Annotated in this window: 13 protein-coding genes; 8 read left to right on the top strand and 5 right to left on the bottom strand. The window is 59.8% G+C overall.

Annotation, left to right across the window (positions count from 1 at the left end; genetic code table 11):
• Positions 1–248 precede the first annotated feature (248 nt).
• From AC0IXS_RS20585 to AC0IXS_RS20565, 5 genes are all read left to right on the top strand, one after another.
• Positions 249–1,415 (top strand): efflux RND transporter periplasmic adaptor subunit, encoded by a 1,167-nt coding sequence (locus tag AC0IXS_RS20585; protein ID WP_137202182.1) that lies wholly within the window; start codon positions 249–251, stop codon positions 1,413–1,415.
• The gene (locus tag AC0IXS_RS20580) at positions 1,412–4,513 is read left to right on the top strand and encodes a multidrug efflux RND transporter permease subunit (protein ID WP_004878592.1); all 3,102 of its coding nucleotides are present in this window, start codon (positions 1,412–1,414) and stop codon (positions 4,511–4,513) included. The genes AC0IXS_RS20585 and AC0IXS_RS20580 overlap by 4 nt, the downstream gene beginning before the upstream one ends.
• A gap of 10 nt (positions 4,514–4,523) precedes the next feature.
• Positions 4,524–5,201, top strand: coding sequence for a heavy metal response regulator transcription factor (locus AC0IXS_RS20575; protein ID WP_057411026.1), 678 nt, complete (start codon positions 4,524–4,526; stop codon positions 5,199–5,201).
• The gene (locus tag AC0IXS_RS20570; RefSeq protein WP_122419943.1) at positions 5,191–6,555 is read left to right on the top strand and encodes a heavy metal sensor histidine kinase; all 1,365 of its coding nucleotides are present in this window, start codon (positions 5,191–5,193) and stop codon (positions 6,553–6,555) included. Before AC0IXS_RS20575 ends, AC0IXS_RS20570 begins: the two co-directional genes overlap by 11 nt.
• Positions 6,556–6,754: 199 nt before the next feature.
• The gene (locus AC0IXS_RS20565; RefSeq protein WP_057411024.1) at positions 6,755–8,281 is read left to right on the top strand and encodes a sensor domain-containing diguanylate cyclase; all 1,527 of its coding nucleotides are present in this window, start codon (positions 6,755–6,757) and stop codon (positions 8,279–8,281) included.
• A 65-nt stretch (positions 8,282–8,346) separates the two neighbouring features.
• On the opposite strand, the gene AC0IXS_RS20560 is transcribed toward AC0IXS_RS20565, so the two are convergent.
• Complete coding sequence (locus tag AC0IXS_RS20560; protein ID WP_025995021.1) at positions 8,347–8,817, bottom strand: PA2169 family four-helix-bundle protein; 471 nt, start codon at positions 8,815–8,817, stop codon at positions 8,347–8,349.
• Positions 8,818–9,035: 218 nt separating this feature from the next.
• Here AC0IXS_RS20560 and AC0IXS_RS20555 point away from each other — a divergent pair, with 218 nt between their 5' ends.
• A complete protein-coding gene (locus tag AC0IXS_RS20555; RefSeq protein ID WP_081021882.1) occupies positions 9,036–9,278 on the top strand; it encodes a DUF3820 family protein in 243 nt (80 codons plus the stop codon).
• A gap of 306 nt (positions 9,279–9,584) precedes the next feature.
• On the opposite strand, the gene AC0IXS_RS20550 is transcribed toward AC0IXS_RS20555, so the two are convergent.
• Genes AC0IXS_RS20550 through zwf form a run of 3 tightly spaced genes read right to left on the bottom strand, consistent with a single transcriptional unit; the run spans position 9,585 to position 12,443 of the window.
• On the bottom strand, positions 9,585–10,256 hold the full coding sequence (locus tag AC0IXS_RS20550) for a bifunctional 4-hydroxy-2-oxoglutarate aldolase/2-dehydro-3-deoxy-phosphogluconate aldolase (protein WP_004878580.1): 672 nt from the start codon (positions 10,254–10,256) through the stop codon (positions 9,585–9,587).
• A 17-nt stretch (positions 10,257–10,273) separates the two neighbouring features.
• Positions 10,274–10,987, bottom strand: a complete 714-nt coding sequence (gene pgl, locus AC0IXS_RS20545; RefSeq protein WP_122669151.1) for a 6-phosphogluconolactonase — start codon at positions 10,985–10,987, stop codon at positions 10,274–10,276.
• A complete protein-coding gene (gene zwf, locus AC0IXS_RS20540) occupies positions 10,974–12,443 on the bottom strand; it encodes a glucose-6-phosphate dehydrogenase (protein ID WP_004878578.1) in 1,470 nt (489 codons plus the stop codon). The genes pgl and zwf overlap by 14 nt, the downstream gene beginning before the upstream one ends.
• Before the next feature lie 227 nt (positions 12,444–12,670).
• On the opposite strand from zwf, the gene AC0IXS_RS20535 reads away from it, so the two are divergent.
• Positions 12,671–13,528, top strand: a complete 858-nt coding sequence (locus AC0IXS_RS20535; RefSeq protein ID WP_170969002.1) for a MurR/RpiR family transcriptional regulator — start codon at positions 12,671–12,673, stop codon at positions 13,526–13,528.
• Positions 13,529–13,966: 438 nt separating this feature from the next.
• Positions 13,967–14,989, top strand: coding sequence for an IS110 family RNA-guided transposase (locus tag AC0IXS_RS20530; protein WP_122667755.1), 1,023 nt, complete (start codon positions 13,967–13,969; stop codon positions 14,987–14,989).
• 465 nt (positions 14,990–15,454) lie between these two features.
• Here the strand turns inward: AC0IXS_RS20530 and AC0IXS_RS20525 are convergent, their stop codons facing one another.
• Positions 15,455–16,330 (bottom strand): D-hexose-6-phosphate mutarotase, encoded by an 876-nt coding sequence (locus AC0IXS_RS20525; RefSeq protein ID WP_122422756.1) that lies wholly within the window; start codon positions 16,328–16,330, stop codon positions 15,455–15,457.
• Positions 16,331–16,337 lie beyond the last annotated feature (7 nt).

The raw sequence follows: 16,337 nt of genomic DNA, 5'->3' as shown, positions 1-16,337 counted from the left end.
AGTTAAGTCGAAGAAGAATCAGGGGACAGAAGTTAGCGCATGAACAAGGTAGGATTTATCTGAGGACTCACTCATGATCCGATACGTCATCCCCTCTATCGTTGTATCGCCCCGGAGCCGGATTTCTTGATCGGTGTTTCCTGACATTCCTGACAGCTGAAAGTCATTTTGCTGACCGTGTTTGCAGGCTATAAGTAACACTTGAAACTCGCTGCCTTTCACATTGACTCTTCCGGCGCCTTCCCCGCATGCGTAAACAGAACCTGACCGTTACAGCCGTCGTCATCCTCGCTGCCCTGGTCGCGATTGTCGGCTGGAACCTGCTACGCCCTGCAAAGGCCCACAAAAGCGCGCCAGCCGCCGTTCCGGTCAAGGTCGTGACCGTCGAGGTCGCAGACGTGCCGCGTTTCGTGACCGGCATCGGTTCGGTGCTGTCGCTGCAAAGCGTCGTGATTCGCCCGCAAGTGGACGGCATTCTGACCAGAGTGCTGGTCAAGGAAGGCCAGCAGGTCAAGGCCGGAGAGCTGCTGGCAACGCTGGACGACCGTTCGATCCGCGCGTCAATGGAGCAGGCCCGTGCGCAACTGGCGCAGAGCAAGGCGCAACTCGATGTTGCGCAGCTGGACCTCAAGCGCTATCGCCAGCTCACTGAAGACAACGGTATTTCGAAGCAGACCTACGACCAGCAACAGGCCTTGGTCAGGCAGCTCAGCGCCACAGCGCAGGGTAACGAAGCAAGCATCAATGCCGCGCAGGTCCAGCTTTCTCACACGCAGATCCGCTCGCCGGTCAGCGGCCGGGTCGGCATTCGCAATGTCGATGAAGGCAACTTCATGCGGGTGACGGATGCAGCCGGGCTGTTTTCCGTCACCCAGATCGATCCGATTTCCGTGGAGTTCTCGTTGCCGCAGCAGATGCTGCCCACCCTGCAAGGGCTGATCGCCGACCGCACGAGCGCGGTGGTCAAGGCCTATCAGGGTGACAGCGCTGCCAACGGCCTGTTGCTGGGCGAAGGCACGCTGTCGCTGATCGACAATCAGGTGTCGGCCACCACCGGGACGATCCGCGCCAAGGCGCAGTTCAACAACCCAGGCGAGCGGTTGTGGCCGGGACAACTGGTGACGGTGAAGATCCAGACCGGCATCGAACGCGATTCGCTGAAGGTTGCACCTCAAGTCGTACAGCGCGGCATGGACCAGCATTTCGTCTACCGGGTCACGGCGGATAAAAAGGTCGAAGTGGTGCCCGTGAAAGTGCTGTATCAGGACAGCGAGCAAACCCTGATCAGCGGCCCGCAGGCAGGAGACACACTGGTCAGTGACGGTCAGTCCCGACTCAAGCCCGGCACCGCCATCGAAGTGGTGAAAGGGGCGGCAGAGGAAGACCGCACCGCACAAGTGGAGCGCGCGCAATGAAAGGCCGGGGTTCGGTGTCCGCATGGTGCATCGACCATCCGGTCGCCACTTTACTGTTGACCTTTGCGCTGGTGTTGCTGGGTGTCATCGCCTTTCCGCGCCTGCCGGTCGCGCCATTGCCGGAAGCGGAATTCCCCACGATCCAGGTCAGCGCCCAGCTTCCCGGTGCCAGTCCTGAAACCATGGCCTCGTCGGTCGCCACGCCCCTTGAAGTGCAGTTCAGTGCGATACCGGGCATGACGCAAATGACGTCCAGCAGTGCGCTGGGGTCAACCAACCTGACGCTGCAATTCACTCTGAACAAGAGCATCGACACGGCCGCGCAGGAAGTGCAGGCGGCGATCAACACCGCCGCCGGACGCCTGCCCGCTGACATGCCCAACCTGCCGACCTGGCGCAAGGTCAACCCGGCCGACAGCCCGGTGCTGATTCTGAGTGTCAGCTCCAGCCTGATGCCAGGCACCGAACTGAGCGACGTGACCGAAACCATTCTGGCGCGACAGCTCAGCCAGGTCGAAGGTGTGGGACAGGTGTTCATCACGGGTCAGCAGCGCCCGGCAATCCGCGTGCAGGCCGCGCCCGAGAAACTCGCCGCTCTGGGCCTGACCCTCGCCGACATCCGCCAGGCCGTGCAGCAGACCAGCCTGAACCTGGCCAAGGGCGCGCTATACGGCAAGGACAGTATTTCGACCCTGTCCTCCAACGACCAGTTGTTCAAGCCGCAGGACTACGCGCAACTGATCGTGTCGTACAAGGATGGCGCACCGGTGCACCTGAGTGATGTGGCCCGGGTGGTCAACGGTTCGGAAAACGCTTACGTGAAGGCGTGGTCCGGCGACCAGCAAGGCGTGAACATCGCCATCTTCCGCCAGCCAGGCGCCAACATTGTAGACACGGTGGACCGCATTCAGCGCGAACTGCCGCGCCTGCAGGAAATGCTCCCCGCCGCTGTCGATGTGTCGGTGCTCAACGACCGGACGCGCACCATCCGCGCCTCGCTGCATGAAGTGGAGCTGACCCTGCTGATTGCCGTACTGCTGGTGGTTGCCGTGATGGCGCTGTTCCTGCGCCAGCTCTCCGCGACACTGATCGTCAGCGCCGTGCTGGGGGTGTCGCTGATTGCCAGTTTCGCGATGATGTACCTGCTGGGGTTCAGCCTGAACAACCTGACGCTGGTGGCAATTGTGGTCTCCGTAGGCTTTGTCGTGGACGATGCAATCGTCGTGGTGGAGAACATCCACCGGCACCTGGAAGCCGGACAAGGCATGCGAGAAGCGGCGATCAAAGGTTCCGGCGAAATCGGCTTCACGGTGGTCTCGATCAGTTTCTCGTTGATTGCAGCGTTCATTCCGCTGCTGTTCATGGGCGGTGTGGTCGGGCGTCTGTTCAAGGAGTTCGCCCTGACCGCCACGGCGACGATCCTGATTTCGGTGGTGGTTTCGCTGACCCTGGCGCCGACACTGGCTGCGTTGTTCATGCGTGCCCCGTCGCACGCCAAGCATTCACGACCGGGCTTCGGCGAGCGCTTGCTCGCCACTTACGAGCGAGGCCTGCGCAAGGCACTGGCGCACCAGCGGATCATGCTGGGCATATTCGGCCTGACACTGGCCCTGGCCGTGGTCGGCTACATCGTCATTCCCAAGGGCTTCTTTCCGGTACAGGACACCGCCTTCGCGCTGGGCACCACTGAGGCGGCGGCCGACATTTCCTACCCGGACATGGTGGAAAAACACCTCGCGCTGGCGAAGATCGTCGGCGCCGATCCTGCGGTCCTGGCGTTCTCCCATTCGGTCGGCGTGTCAGGCAGCAACCAGACCATCGCCAACGGGCGTTTCTGGATCTCGCTCAAGCCCCGCTCGGAGCGCGATGTGTCGGTCAGCGAGTTCATTGATCGCCTGCGTCCCAAGCTGGCCAAGGTGCCGGGTATCGTCCTGTATCTGCGTGCCGGACAGGACATCAACCTCAGTTCCGGCCCGAGCCGCAGCCAGTATCAGTACGTACTCAAGAGCAACGACGGGCCGCTGCTCAATACCTGGACCCAGCGCCTGACCGAAAAGCTGCGTGAAAACCCTGCCTTCCGCGATCTGTCCAACGACCTGCAACTGGGCGGCAGCGTGACGCACATCGACATCGATCGCAGCGCAGCAGCACGTTTCGGGCTGACCACCGCAGACGTGGATCAGGCGCTCTACGACGCGTTCGGCCAGCGGCAGATCAGCGAATATCAGACGGAGGTCAATCAATACAAAGTGATCCTCGAACTCGATGCCCGGCAACGTGGCAAGGCGGAGAGTCTGGCGTACTTCTACCTGCGCTCGCCGCTGACCAACGAAATGGTGCCGCTCTCGGCACTGGCCAAGGTCGGCGCGCCGCAAATGGGGCCTTTGTCGATCAGCCACGACGGCATGTTCCCGGCCGCCAACCTGTCCTTCAACCTCGCCTCCGGGGTCGCACTCGGCGATGCCGTGCGCATGCTGGACGAGGCCAAGGCCGAGATCGGCATGCCGGCGTCGATCATCGGCAGCTTCCAGGGTGCGGCGCAGGCGTTCCAAAGCTCGCTGGCCAACCAGCCCTGGCTGATCCTCGCGGCACTGGTGGCGGTGTACATCATTCTGGGCGTGTTGTACGAAAGCTTCGTGCACCCGCTGACCATCATTTCGACGCTGCCGTCGGCGGGCATCGGCGCGCTTCTGTTGCTGTGGATGATGGGGCAGGATTTCTCGATCATGGCGCTGATCGGCGTGGTGCTGTTGATCGGCATCGTCAAGAAGAACGGTATTCTGCTGGTGGATTTCGCCCTGCAGGCGCAGCGCGAGCAAGGGCTGACGCCACAGGAAGCGATTTACGAGGCCTGCATGACGCGCTTCCGGCCTATCATCATGACGACTCTGGCGGCACTGCTCGGCGCGCTGCCGCTGATGCTGGGATTCGGCGTCGGTGCGGAGCTGCGCCAGCCTCTGGGTATCGCCGTGGTCGGCGGCCTGCTGGTGAGCCAGCTGCTGACGCTGTTCACCACCCCGGTCATTTACCTGCAACTGGAGCGGCTGTTCCACCGGCGTCATCCCGCGCCTGCGCCCGCACTGGCCATTCACGAGTGAGAGTCGCTTCATGCGCGTGCTGATCATCGAAGACGAAGAAAAAACCGCAGACTACCTGCGTCGAGGCCTGACCGAGCAAGGCTACGCCGTGGACGTGGCCCGAGACGGCATCGAAGGGCTGCACCTGGGGCTGGAAAACGATTACGCCGTCATGGTGCTCGACGTCATGCTGCCGGGGCTGGACGGGTTCGGCGTGCTGCGGGCGTTGCGGGCTCGCAAGCAGACACCGGTGATCATGCTCACCGCCCGCGAACAGGTCGATGATCGCATCCGCGGGCTGCGTGAAGGCGCCGACGACTATCTGGGCAAGCCGTTCTCGTTTCTTGAACTGGTGGCGCGCCTGCAAGCGCTCACCCGGCGCAGCGGGGGTCATGAACCGGTGCAGATCAGCATTGCCGACCTGTGGATCGACCTGATCAGTCGCAAGGCAACCCGTGCCGGAGCGCGCCTGGAACTGACCGCCAAGGAGTTCTCCCTGCTGAGCGTGCTGGCCCGACGTCAAGGGGACATCCTGTCCAAGACCGCCATCGCCGAGATGGTCTGGGACATCAATTTCGACAGCGACACCAATGTCGTCGAGGTGGCGATCAAACGCCTGCGCGCCAAGCTTGACGGCCCGTATGAGCAGAAGTTGCTGCACACCATCCGCGGCATGGGTTACGTGCTGGAGAACCGCAGTGCGGATTGACTCGATTGCCCTGCGGTTGGGCGGCCTTTTTGCGCTCGTGGCGCTGGGCGTTTTCCTGTTGATCGGCTGGGCGCTGTACCTGCAGGTCGACAGGAGTCTGGACCTGCTGCCCCGCGCTGAAGTGGATGCGCGCTACAGCGTGCTGGAGTCGGCGGTCAATCGCTATGGCACTGAAGAACACTGGGCCAAGATCAGGACCAAGCTCAATCTGCTGAGTGAAGAGGACAAGCGTCTGCGGTTCTGGGTCGTCAGCGATGATCCGCGCTTCGAGTTTGGCGAGCCCGACGCGGCCATTCGCCGGTTTGCCGGCGGGCCTCTGGGCATGCGCGACCTCAGACTGAACGATCACCCGTTCGCGTTCAAAGTGCTGGTCAGTGAGTTCGCCCCCAGGGATCAGCGCCCTGCCCTGCGCTTTCTTACAGCCATCGACACCGAGACGTTCTGGCATGCGCAGCACTCGCTGCTGATCGCGCTGGTCAGCTTTGCTGCGCTGGGCATTCTGTTGGCATCAGCGCTGGGCTACTGGGTTGCGCGCATTGGCTTGCGCCCGCTGGCAACGCTGTCTCTTGAAGTGCAGAAACTCGCACCGCCAAGGCTGTCAGGGCGTCTGCAACTGTCGCCATTGCCGCCCGAGCTCGAGCAGTTCGTGGCTTCATTCAATTCAACCCTTGAGCGCGTCGAGCAGGCGTATTCGCGGCTGGAGTCGTTCAACGCCGATGTCGCCCACGAACTGCGCTCGCCGCTGACCAACCTGATCGGCCAGACTCAGGTCGCCCTGACCCGGGGCCGTTCGGCCGAGCATTATTTCGAAGTGCTGCAATCGAACCTCGAAGAACTTGAACGCCTGCGTTCGATCATCAACGACATGCTGTTCCTGGCCAGTGCCGATCAGGGCACCAGGGTTCAGGAACTGACGCGCGCTTCGCTGGCACAGGAAGTCGCCACCACGCTGGATTATCTGGATTTCATCCTTGAAGACGCACAGGTTCAGGTGATGGTCGAAGGTGACGCCAGCGTACCCATTGAAAAGGCCCACCTGCGCCGGGCACTGATCAACCTGCTGCACAATGCCGTACAGCACACAGAGGCCGGCGAAAGGATCCGCGTGAATATCCAGGCGCAGGATGATCACGTCAGCATTGGCGTGGGCAATCCGGGCGCCCCGATCCCGGGAGAACACCTTCCCCGGCTGTTCGAACGCTTCTACCGGGTGGATGCCTCACGCGCCAACAGCGGTGCCAACCACGGTCTGGGACTTGCCATCGTCAAAGCCATCGCATTGATGCACGGCGGCTCGGTGTTCGTGAACAGCGAATACGGCATCAATACATTCGGCATCCGTCTTCCGCGCTGATTATCCGTTTGCCAAACTTAATATTGACGCTCGGTATTTGACGGTCTTGAATGATTTAAAAAACAGTCTTTATTCTTCAGGCGCGCTTATTAGAGCTGCAACAGGCGTGCTATATATGCTGGCCTTTACAAGACTGCCAATAAAGTTAATGACCCACATCAATTATCAAGAATCATTCGTTTGCAGGTAGTACCCACCAATGCCGTTGTCTGCATCCACACAAGCCGCGTCTTACAAGTGGTCCCGGTCAGAGCTCATGCTCATTTTCGGCAGCTCGCTGTCGGTCCTCTCGATTCTGACCATCGTGGCGTCACTGTTGGTGCGCGAACGCAGTGATACCGCGCTCTCCGCAGCACGCACCGCCTCCAACATGGTGCAGTTGATCGACGCTGACGTGATGCGCAACGCCGAACTGTATGACTCTTCCCTGCAAGGCATGATAAAGGCCTGGCAACGCCATGACCTGATGAGTCTCTCACCGGAATTGCGTCAACTGGTACTGTTTGATCGTTCCACTGCCGCGCCCTATAAAGGCGATTTGGTCCTGCTCGACAACCGGGGGGAGATATTGGCAGACTCGTTATCGGTCATACCGCGCGACGATAACTTTTCGGACCGTTCCTATTTCAAGGAACATGCCACCGACCCGTCACTGGAGTTGCACGTCAGTCCGCCTTACAAGACCCGCTGGGGTTACAAGGATTGGTGCATCGGTTTCAGCCGAAGAATGTCAGGACCCCATGGCGAGTTCATGGGTATTGCCAGTGCTGCCATGCGTCTGGTGTATTTCAAACAGTTGTTCATGAGTCAGAAGCTGGGTAATGACAGCAGTATTAACCTGATCAATACCAAAGGTATTTTGATTGTTCGCCACCCCGACAGGGACGGGCAGGAATTGATCGGCAAGGACTTCAGCCAGACTGCCAACTTCCAGCGCATGCTCAAGGAGGGCGAAGGCAGCTTTTCTGCCTGGTCGACCCAGTTCAATGCACAGCGGTTCTACACCTTTTCGAGGGTCGGCAATCTGCCCTTGATTGTAGTGGTCGGCCAGTCCGAAGCAGAGGTGTACGCAGTCTGGCGGCGCAATGCCTGGCTGGTCGGCTCGGCCACCAGTGTGCTGTGTCTGGGGATACTGTGGCTGACAGGCCTGCTGTGCCGCGAATTACGCAGACGCCAGCGAGCCGAAGACCAACTGGCCTGCCTGGCGGCTACCGATGGCCTTACCGGGCTGGATAATCGACGCCAGCTCGACGCTGCGATGGAAACCGAATGGTCGCGTGCACACCGCTCGGGCAAGCCGCTGTCGATGCTGATGATCGACGTTGATCACTTCAAGGCATTCAACGAGCGCCATGGGCACCAGGGCGGCGATCAGGCGCTGCGCAAGGTGGCTCAGACCATTGCAGATAACATAAGGCGCCCGGGTGATATGGCGGCCCGCTACGGGGGCGAAGAGTTTGTCGTGGTGCTGCCGGAAACCGACAGCAACGGCGCGCTGATACTCGCTGAAAACGTACGCAAGGCCATCGAATCCATGCCGCCCTTCCCCGGCGATGAACAGCCAATCACGGTCAGCATTGGCGTTGCGTCGCAGATGGTTCATTCAGGTGACAAGCTGGCGGCGTTCTTCGGCATTGCCGACAAGGCGCTCTATCAGGCCAAGAACAATGGCCGTAACCGGGTCGAGCTGCGTGTGGCGGCGGCGAACATTGCAGGTCTGGCCTGAGAGATTGGAGGCATAAAAAAACGCCAGACTGGCTGGCGTTTTCTTAGTACCGCTGAGCTACCGGATTACGAGGCGGCGCGGGCTGCGTCACGAAGTGCTTTGACTTCGTCGTGGTTCTTCAGAACGCCCTGATATTGCTTTTCGATAACAGCGATCACTGCCGGGGAAACGCCCTTCTCGCGGGATTTCTCCAGAGCCTTGCTGTAAGCTTTTTTGGCGACATCTTCGCCACGCTCTACTTCTTCCAGCACAGCCTTGTCATCGCTGCTGGTGAATGCTGTTTTCAGCTTGACCCATGCCTGGTGCAGGTCGGCCGATACGCTGGACGAATCTTCTGGCTTGCCGCCCAGTTGTTGTACGTGCTGCTGAAGCTCTCGCACTGCAGCGCCGACTTCAGTCGAACGACGTGCAAGGAAGGATTTCACCTGTGGGCTTTTCGCATTCTCTGCACTGGTCTTGAAACCTTCTTCGCCGTCAATGCTGGTTTCGATCAGGTCATTGAGGATAGAGATCGTTTCTTTGTTGATATCAGTCATTTGATAGTTTCCTAATGGGAGGTTGATACGAAAGTTGCTTCTGCCTTGAATATTGCAGTCGTCATGCCAGCTTTTTTAAAAATTTTATTCGTTTAAAATCAATAGCTTACGAAATTTTCACAAAGTGATTATCGTGATTTCTGCATGAACCGCACCTTGCCTGCATGCAGAATGCACGTATCGTGTTGGTTCAAGCGAAACGACAGAAGGTCCCGTCCGTGAATCCTGAAAAACTCAAGCTGCTGGTCACCCAGGAAATGCCATTTGGCAAGTACAAGGGACGGCTGATCGCCGACCTGCCCGGCCATTACCTGAACTGGTTCGCCCGTGAGGGCTTTCCGAAGGGTGAACTGGGTGGCCTGCTGGCCCTGATGCAGGAGATCGATCACAACGGCCTCAGCGATATACTGGACCCGATCCGCACTCGCCCGCGTCAGTCCTTCAAGGACCGCGGTGCTTGAGCGGAGGCAAAAAAAAACGGTGCGCCGGACCAGGGCGCACCGCAAAGCCATACAACAACCAACAACAACTTCTTTGAACGGGGCCAGACGCCTGGCCTCGCATTGATCGTGCTCATCGCGGCACATGCAACCCGTGAAGCTGCGTCATACCCGAGAGCGGACGCGGAGCGTGAGGAACGATCAAACATCACTGATCGTGTCCATGCTCCGCGCTCATCGTTACTCACAACATCCAAAAGACGCGCCGCCACCCACAAGGCCGTGAACAACTCAACCGGAGCGGCGGGCAAGGCTCCTGAAACTTACTCAGTCAAACAACGCCAACGCCTGCGCAGTCGCTTCCTGAATGCGACCCCAGTCGCCATTCTTGACCCAGGCGTTGTCGATCATCCAGGTACCGCCAACGCACATGACGTTTGGCAGGGCCATGTAGTTCTTCAGGTTCTGTTCGTTGACACCGCCGGTTGGGCAGAAGCGCACTTCGTTGAACGGGCCGCCCAAGGCCTTGATCGCCGCTACCCCACCGCTGATTTCAGCCGGGAACAGCTTGAATCGGCGATAGCCCATGGCGTAGCCGATCATGATTTCCGAGGCACTGCTGACACCTGGCAGCAACGGCAGCGGGCTGTCGACGGCGGCCTGCAGCAGATCCTGCGTGCTGCCGGGGGTGACGATGAACTGCGAACCTGCGGCTTCGGCATCGGCCAGCATCTTGCGATCCAGGATCGTGCCTGCGCCCACGCACAATTCCGGGCGCTGTTCACGCAGGATGCGGATCGCGCTCAGGCCGAACGCCGAACGCAGGGTGACTTCCAGAGCGGTCATGCCCCCAGCGGCGAGAGCGTCGGCCAGTGGCAGAACATCCTCGTCGCGGGCGATGGTAATGACCGGCAGAATCTTCGCTTTCGCGCAGAGCTCATCGATCTGGGCAATCTTGTTCGCCATGCTGAGCGGCTGATTATTTTCGTTCTGTGTCATGGCGACGTTTCCTTTGCTTATGGGCACCAGTAAATCTCAAGAGACGGTTCTAGAAAGGCACGGACCGGCATTTCGGCGAGATCATCGCCCGCCAGCGCCGCGCGCAGCGTATCGAGTTTGGCCTGCCCGGAAACCGACAGGATCGGTCGCTTCGCCGACGCCAACAGGCGACGGGTCAGGGTCAGGCGCTGATGCGGCACGCTGGGTGCCAGCATCGGCAGGCAACGGCGCTCGCCATCCAGGCTCAAGGCCTCGGTCAGGTTCGGGCTGTTGGGGAACAGCGACGCGGTGTGACCGTCATCGCCCATGCCCAGAATAAGTACATCAATGGGCGGCAACTCGGCCAGCGCCTTGTCGGCCGTCAGCGCGGCCTCTTCAACGCTGCCCGCAACGTTGTACAGACCGAGGAATTTCGCCTTGGCCGCAGGGCCTTGCAGCAGATGACGCTGCAACAGACCCGCGTTGCTGTCGGCATGCTCGGTCGGCACAAAGCGCTCGTCAGCCAGGCTGACGACTACCTTGCTCCAGTCCAGCGGCTGTTGCGCCAGGCTCTGGAAAAACGCTACCGGACTGCGGCCGCCGGAGAGCACCAGAGTCGCCAGGCCGTTCTCGCCAATGGCCGCTTTCAGTTGACTCGCCACATTCGCAGCCAGCGCGTCGGCCAGTTGCTGCGGGTTGTCGAATTCACGTGCTACCAGCCCTGCTGGCAGCTCAAGGTCACATATCGCCATACCAGGATCTCCCGTCGCGAGTAATCAGAGCAATGGAGCTCATGGGTCCCCAGGATCCGGCCGCATAAGGCTTGGGCGCATCGCCCGCCTTCTTCCAGCCTGCGATCAACTGATCACACCATTGCCACGCGTACTCGATTTCATCTTTGCGGACAAACAGGTTCTGATTGCCACGCATGACTTCCAGCAACAACCGCTCATAGGCGTCGGGGACCCGAGCGCTGCGGTAGGTGTCGGAAAAATTCAGTTGCAGAGGACCGCTGCGCAGTTGCATGCCCTTGTCCAGGCCCTGATCCTTGGTCATCACCTGCAGGGAAATGCCTTCATCCGGCTGCAGGCGGATGATCAGCCGGTTGCTGATCTGCAAGCGCTGCTCAGGGGCGAAGATGTAGTGCGGCGGCTCTTTGAAGTGGATCACGATCTGCGACAGTTTCTGCGGCATGCGTTTGCCGGTGCGCAGGTAAAACGGCGTGCCCGACCAGCGCCAGTTGCGGATGTCGGCCCGCAAGGCGACGAAGGTTTCGGTGTCGCTCTGGGTGTTGGAGTTTTCTTCTTCCAGGTAACCGGGCACCGCCTTGCCTTCGCTGTAGCCGCCGGTGTACTGACCGCGCACCACCTGGGTCGCGAGACGCTCGGGCGTGAACGGCGCCAGCGCCTTGAGCACCTTGACCTTCTCGTCACGAATACTGTCAGCCGACAGGTCGCTCGGCGGGTCCATCGCGATCAGGCAGAGCAGTTGCAACAGGTGGTTCTGGATCATGTCGCGCAGCTGACCGGCCTGATCGAAATAGCCCCAGCGGCCCTCGATACCGACCTTCTCGGCCACGGTGATTTCCACGTGGGAAATGTGATTCTGGTTCCACTGGGTTTCGAACAGGCTGTTGGCGAAACGCAGCGCAATGAGGTTCTGTACCGTGTCCTTGCCCAGATAGTGGTCGATGCGATAGACGCGATTTTCCGGAAAGAACTGCGCGACGGCATCGTTGACGCGACGCGAGGACGCAAGGTCGTGGCCGATCGGCTTTTCCAGCACCGCGCGGGTGCGGTCTGCCAGATTGACCGAGGCCAGGTTCTCGCAGATCGCGCCATACACCGATGCGGGTGTGGCGAAGTAGGCGATCAGGGTTTCTGCGTCACCCACGCGCTCTGCCAGTGCAACGTAATCCTCGGCCTTGAGGAAATCGACGTGCAGGTAGCTCAGGCGTCCCAGGAAACGCGAAACGTGTTCGTCTTCAAGCTGCGCCTCGGAAATGAAGCGACGCATGGATTGTTCGATGTAGGCCAGATGCGACGGTGCGTCGCCCGGCTCTCGCGCCAGCGCAAGAATTTTTGTGTCTTCATGCAGGAGTCCAGCGCGATCAAGCTGATAAAGAGCCGGGAACAGCTTGCGAACTGCCAGGTCCCCCAAGGCACCAAACAGGGCAAATGTGCACGGTTCAACCGTAATCAAGGGCATAATGTTGGTTCTTTTATCAAGTTAGGCTACAAATACCTTTTTTAAAGGCGTTACTCAAGGCCATATGTAGTAATAACCACAACATTCTGCCTAAAAGCATATTCCAGTGGTGATCAACACAGGCCCTCAGTACGATAGGCCACCTTTGCTACAGGCTAAAGGGCTAATAAAAGCTCGAGCGAAAACCGTTGGTGAATCAGCCCCGACAAGGATTTTGAATGGACCGCATTAGAAACCTCCTGGAGCAAATCCAGGGCCGACTCGATGAGCTGAACAAGGCCGAACGCAAGGTGGCCGAAGTGATTCTGCTCAACCCGCAGATGGCGACGCGACTGAGTATCGCCGCGCTGGCGCAGGCTGCGAAAGTCAGCGAACCGACCGTCAATCGTTTCTGCCGCTCGTTCAATGTCAGTGGTTACCCGGAGCTCAAGCTGCAACTGGCCCAGAGCCTGGCCAGCGGCGCGGCTTACGTCAGCCGTGCGGTCGAAGCCGATGACAATCCCGAGGCTTACACGCAGAAGATTTTCGGCAGCGCCATCGCGTCGCTGGACAGCGCCTGCCAGCAACTGGACCCGACACTGATCAGCAAGTCGGTGGACATGCTGATCCAGGCGCGCCAGATCCATTTCTTCGGTCTGGGGGCTTCGGCGCCTGTCGCGCTCGACGCGCAGCACAAATTTTTCCGCTTCAATCTGGCGGTGACGGCACATGCCGACGTGCTGATGCAGCGCATGATTGCGTCGGTGGCGCACACCGGTGAGCTGTTCGTGATCATTTCCTACACCGGCCGCACCCGCGAACTGGTGGAAGTCGCGCGCATCGCACGGGCCAACGGCGCTTCGGTACTGGGCCTGACCGCTGCAGGATCGCCACTGGCCCAGGCCAGCACCGTCAGCCTGAACATCCCGCTGCCGGAAGACACCGACATCTACATGCCGATGACCTCAAGGATCATTCAGCTAACCGTTCTGGACGTGCTGGCGACCGGCATGACCCTGCGCCGTGGCGTCGACTTCCAGCCGCACCTGCGCAAGATCAAGGAAAGCCTCAACGACAGCCGCTATCCGGTCGAGGATCAGGGCTGAGCGTCAGCCCGAAAGCGGACGCGGACGTCCCGAGAGGCATTCCCACGCGGAGCGTGAGGAACCATCAACCCTCACCGCGCACTGATCGTGCCCACGCTCCGCGCTCGCCGTTATACACAAGTCATCTGGCTATCCGGAGAGACAGCGGCACTGATGCGCTTTTGTACCGCGATGTCATGAACACCGCAGATCGCGACGTGGGTGAAGGCTGAGTCCTGGCGCTGATTCGGGGGGCAATCGGCATGGATGCCGATTGAGCTGCACTGGGCCATGGATGGCCCATTTGCAGCGACCCCCGAATCAGTGTCAGGACGAAGGAACCCCGGCGAAGCCGGGGCCGGAACCGGAGCATGGGGGTAATGAGATGGTCAGCCCGATCCGAGAAACCCGGAGTGTCTACACTTTCCGGGTTTCTCTCTAACGTCGAGGAGATCGCTCATGAACAACGGCCTCAAACTTTTAGGCATCGACATTGGTAAAAACAGTTTTCACCTCATAGGTCATGATGCAGGCGGCCACCAGGTACTACGCAAGTGCTTCAACCGCAATCGCCTGCTGCAGTTTGCGGCTCAGATTGAACCTTGCACCATTGCAATGGAGTCGTGCGGTGGCTCTCACTGGCTTGCCAGAAAACTCGCCTCGCTGGGGCATCGGGTGAAGTTGATTGCTCCGCAACATGTGAAGCCCTATGTGACGGGCAACAAGAATGACTTCATTGATGCCGAAGCCATTTGCGAAGCGGCCTCCAGACCACGTACCCATTACGTTGCCGTCAAGACTGCAGAGCAGCAGGTACTTTCTGTACAACATCGTCTTCGCGAGTCACTGGTTTGCCACCGTACTGAAGCCATCAACAGGGTGCATGGTTTTTTGCTTGAGTTTGGAATTGCCTTGCCCGCCACCAAGGCAGCGATCGCCAAAGTGCCTGAGCTGATTGACAATTCACGTAGCGACCTGCCGCTTCAGCTCAAAAGGATAATGGAGCATTTACTGGAGGATATTCGGCGTCTTGATGCAGAGATCAAGGCGTGTGATGTGCAAATCAAGCAGCAACTGGCGCAAGACGATGCCGGCACACGGCTGATGACTATTCCTGGCATTGGACCTATCACCGCCAGCGCACTTGTAGCGGATCTGGGAGACGCTTCCAACTTCAAGACTTCACGAGACCTTTCCGCTTTTCTAGGACTGGTTCCCAGACAGTTCTCTACAGGCGGGAGACCCGTATTGCTGGGTATCAGCAAGCGCGGTGACAGGCGCATGCGAACCCTGCTGGTGCAAGGGTCTCGAGCGCTCATGATTCGAATAGATCGACGCGAGGATGCCCTTGGGCAGTGGGTAAGAAACTTGTTGGCACGCAAGCATCCGAACAAGGTGGCATGTGCCTTAGCGAACAAGCTGGCAAGAATCGTATGGGCGGTGCTCAGACGAGGCGGCACCTACAACGCGTCAATGATCTGAGTAAAACGTAGACATACCGGCTTTTGCTACGCAGTGATGATGACGATAAACAGCTCATGGCCTGACTGAGAACCTGATAGGCAAAGCAGCCTTCGAGGCTTTAGGGGTTTTTGAGGACAGTTGGGCGGCGAATACTCATCAAGGGCCGGGCAGCGAGATTGCCCAGAATGAGCCCGGATACATTAGCGCAAGCATGCTTTACCGCTCATCGAACTGCGATTGCAGGAGGTGGGCTGACCATACATTTGCCTACTTTGCCCCGTCAAAGTAGGTCGCCGAGGGGCGAAAAGGTGACTGAAGCCATGCGCTCGGCTCACTGAGTCCGCAGTCTGTGCAATTTGTGACGCGGAGCGTCACGGGAGGCATGCCCACGCGGAGCGATGGGCACGATCAGTGTTGAGGCAGACTTGTGTATAACGATGAGCGCTCCGCGTGGGCATACCGCCCGTGACGCTCTGTTTCAGCTCAATACGCCAACTGCGCCTGTAGCTTAAGCTGCGCGTGCTGCCCCGGTGCGAGGCTGAAGCTTTCGCCGCTGCCTGATGCCGCTTCCACCCGAACGAAGCCTGCGGTTTCGCTGCCACACACGCCCAGCAATGGGCGGCTACCGGGGTGCCAGACGACGGTATTGGTGCTGTCGCCAGTGTCGATGTTCAACTGTCGCGCCCAGGCCGGGTCCTGAAGCTGTAACGCGCCCTCGTGCTCGAAGACTCGCTGGCAGCCGCCTGCCACCCGCAGCGCTCCGTGTTGCTGGCACGCCTGGCGACTCAGTTCGTCATAGCCCGGCGCACCGTCCAGACCTTGCAGCGCCACCTCGGCGACGTCGCTGATGCGCCAATACGCGTGCAGTGCATGACTGAAATGACACGGCTCGCTGTCTTCATGGCAGGTGCTCAGGCTCAGTTCCATGCCCTGCCCCAGCTCGGCATGCAGGTCGGCCTGCCAGTCACAGAGCTGCAAGCGCCAATGCAGGCTCACGCCCGCCTCGCTTTCGCTGCTGTCGATCAGCTTCCAGTCCAGCAAACGGCCCCAGCCATGGGCCGGCCAGCCGTTTTCGCCCGGATGTCGCCCGTACCAGGGCCAGCAAACCGGCACTCCGCCACGAATCGCCCCTACCTGCGGCCATTGCGCCGCGCACCAGAGCCAGGGCTTCTGGTCGCGGGGCTGAAAGTGCAATAACTGTGCGCCCTGCCGACTGAACACCGCCTGACACTGCGGATGGTCGATCACCAGCACGTCGCGCAACTGGTAGCGCTCCCACTCGAACGTCGGCCGGGCGCGCCGCGATCGGAAAAAGCGTTGCAGGGGGTGCTCGGAAATCTGCGCGTCGTCGGAAGTCATCGCCAGT

It is taken from the genome of Pseudomonas sp. AC016, assembly GCF_979253365.1.
Note: the sequence above shows the minus strand (reverse complement) of the source record. Positions and strands in the feature narration are given on the sequence as shown.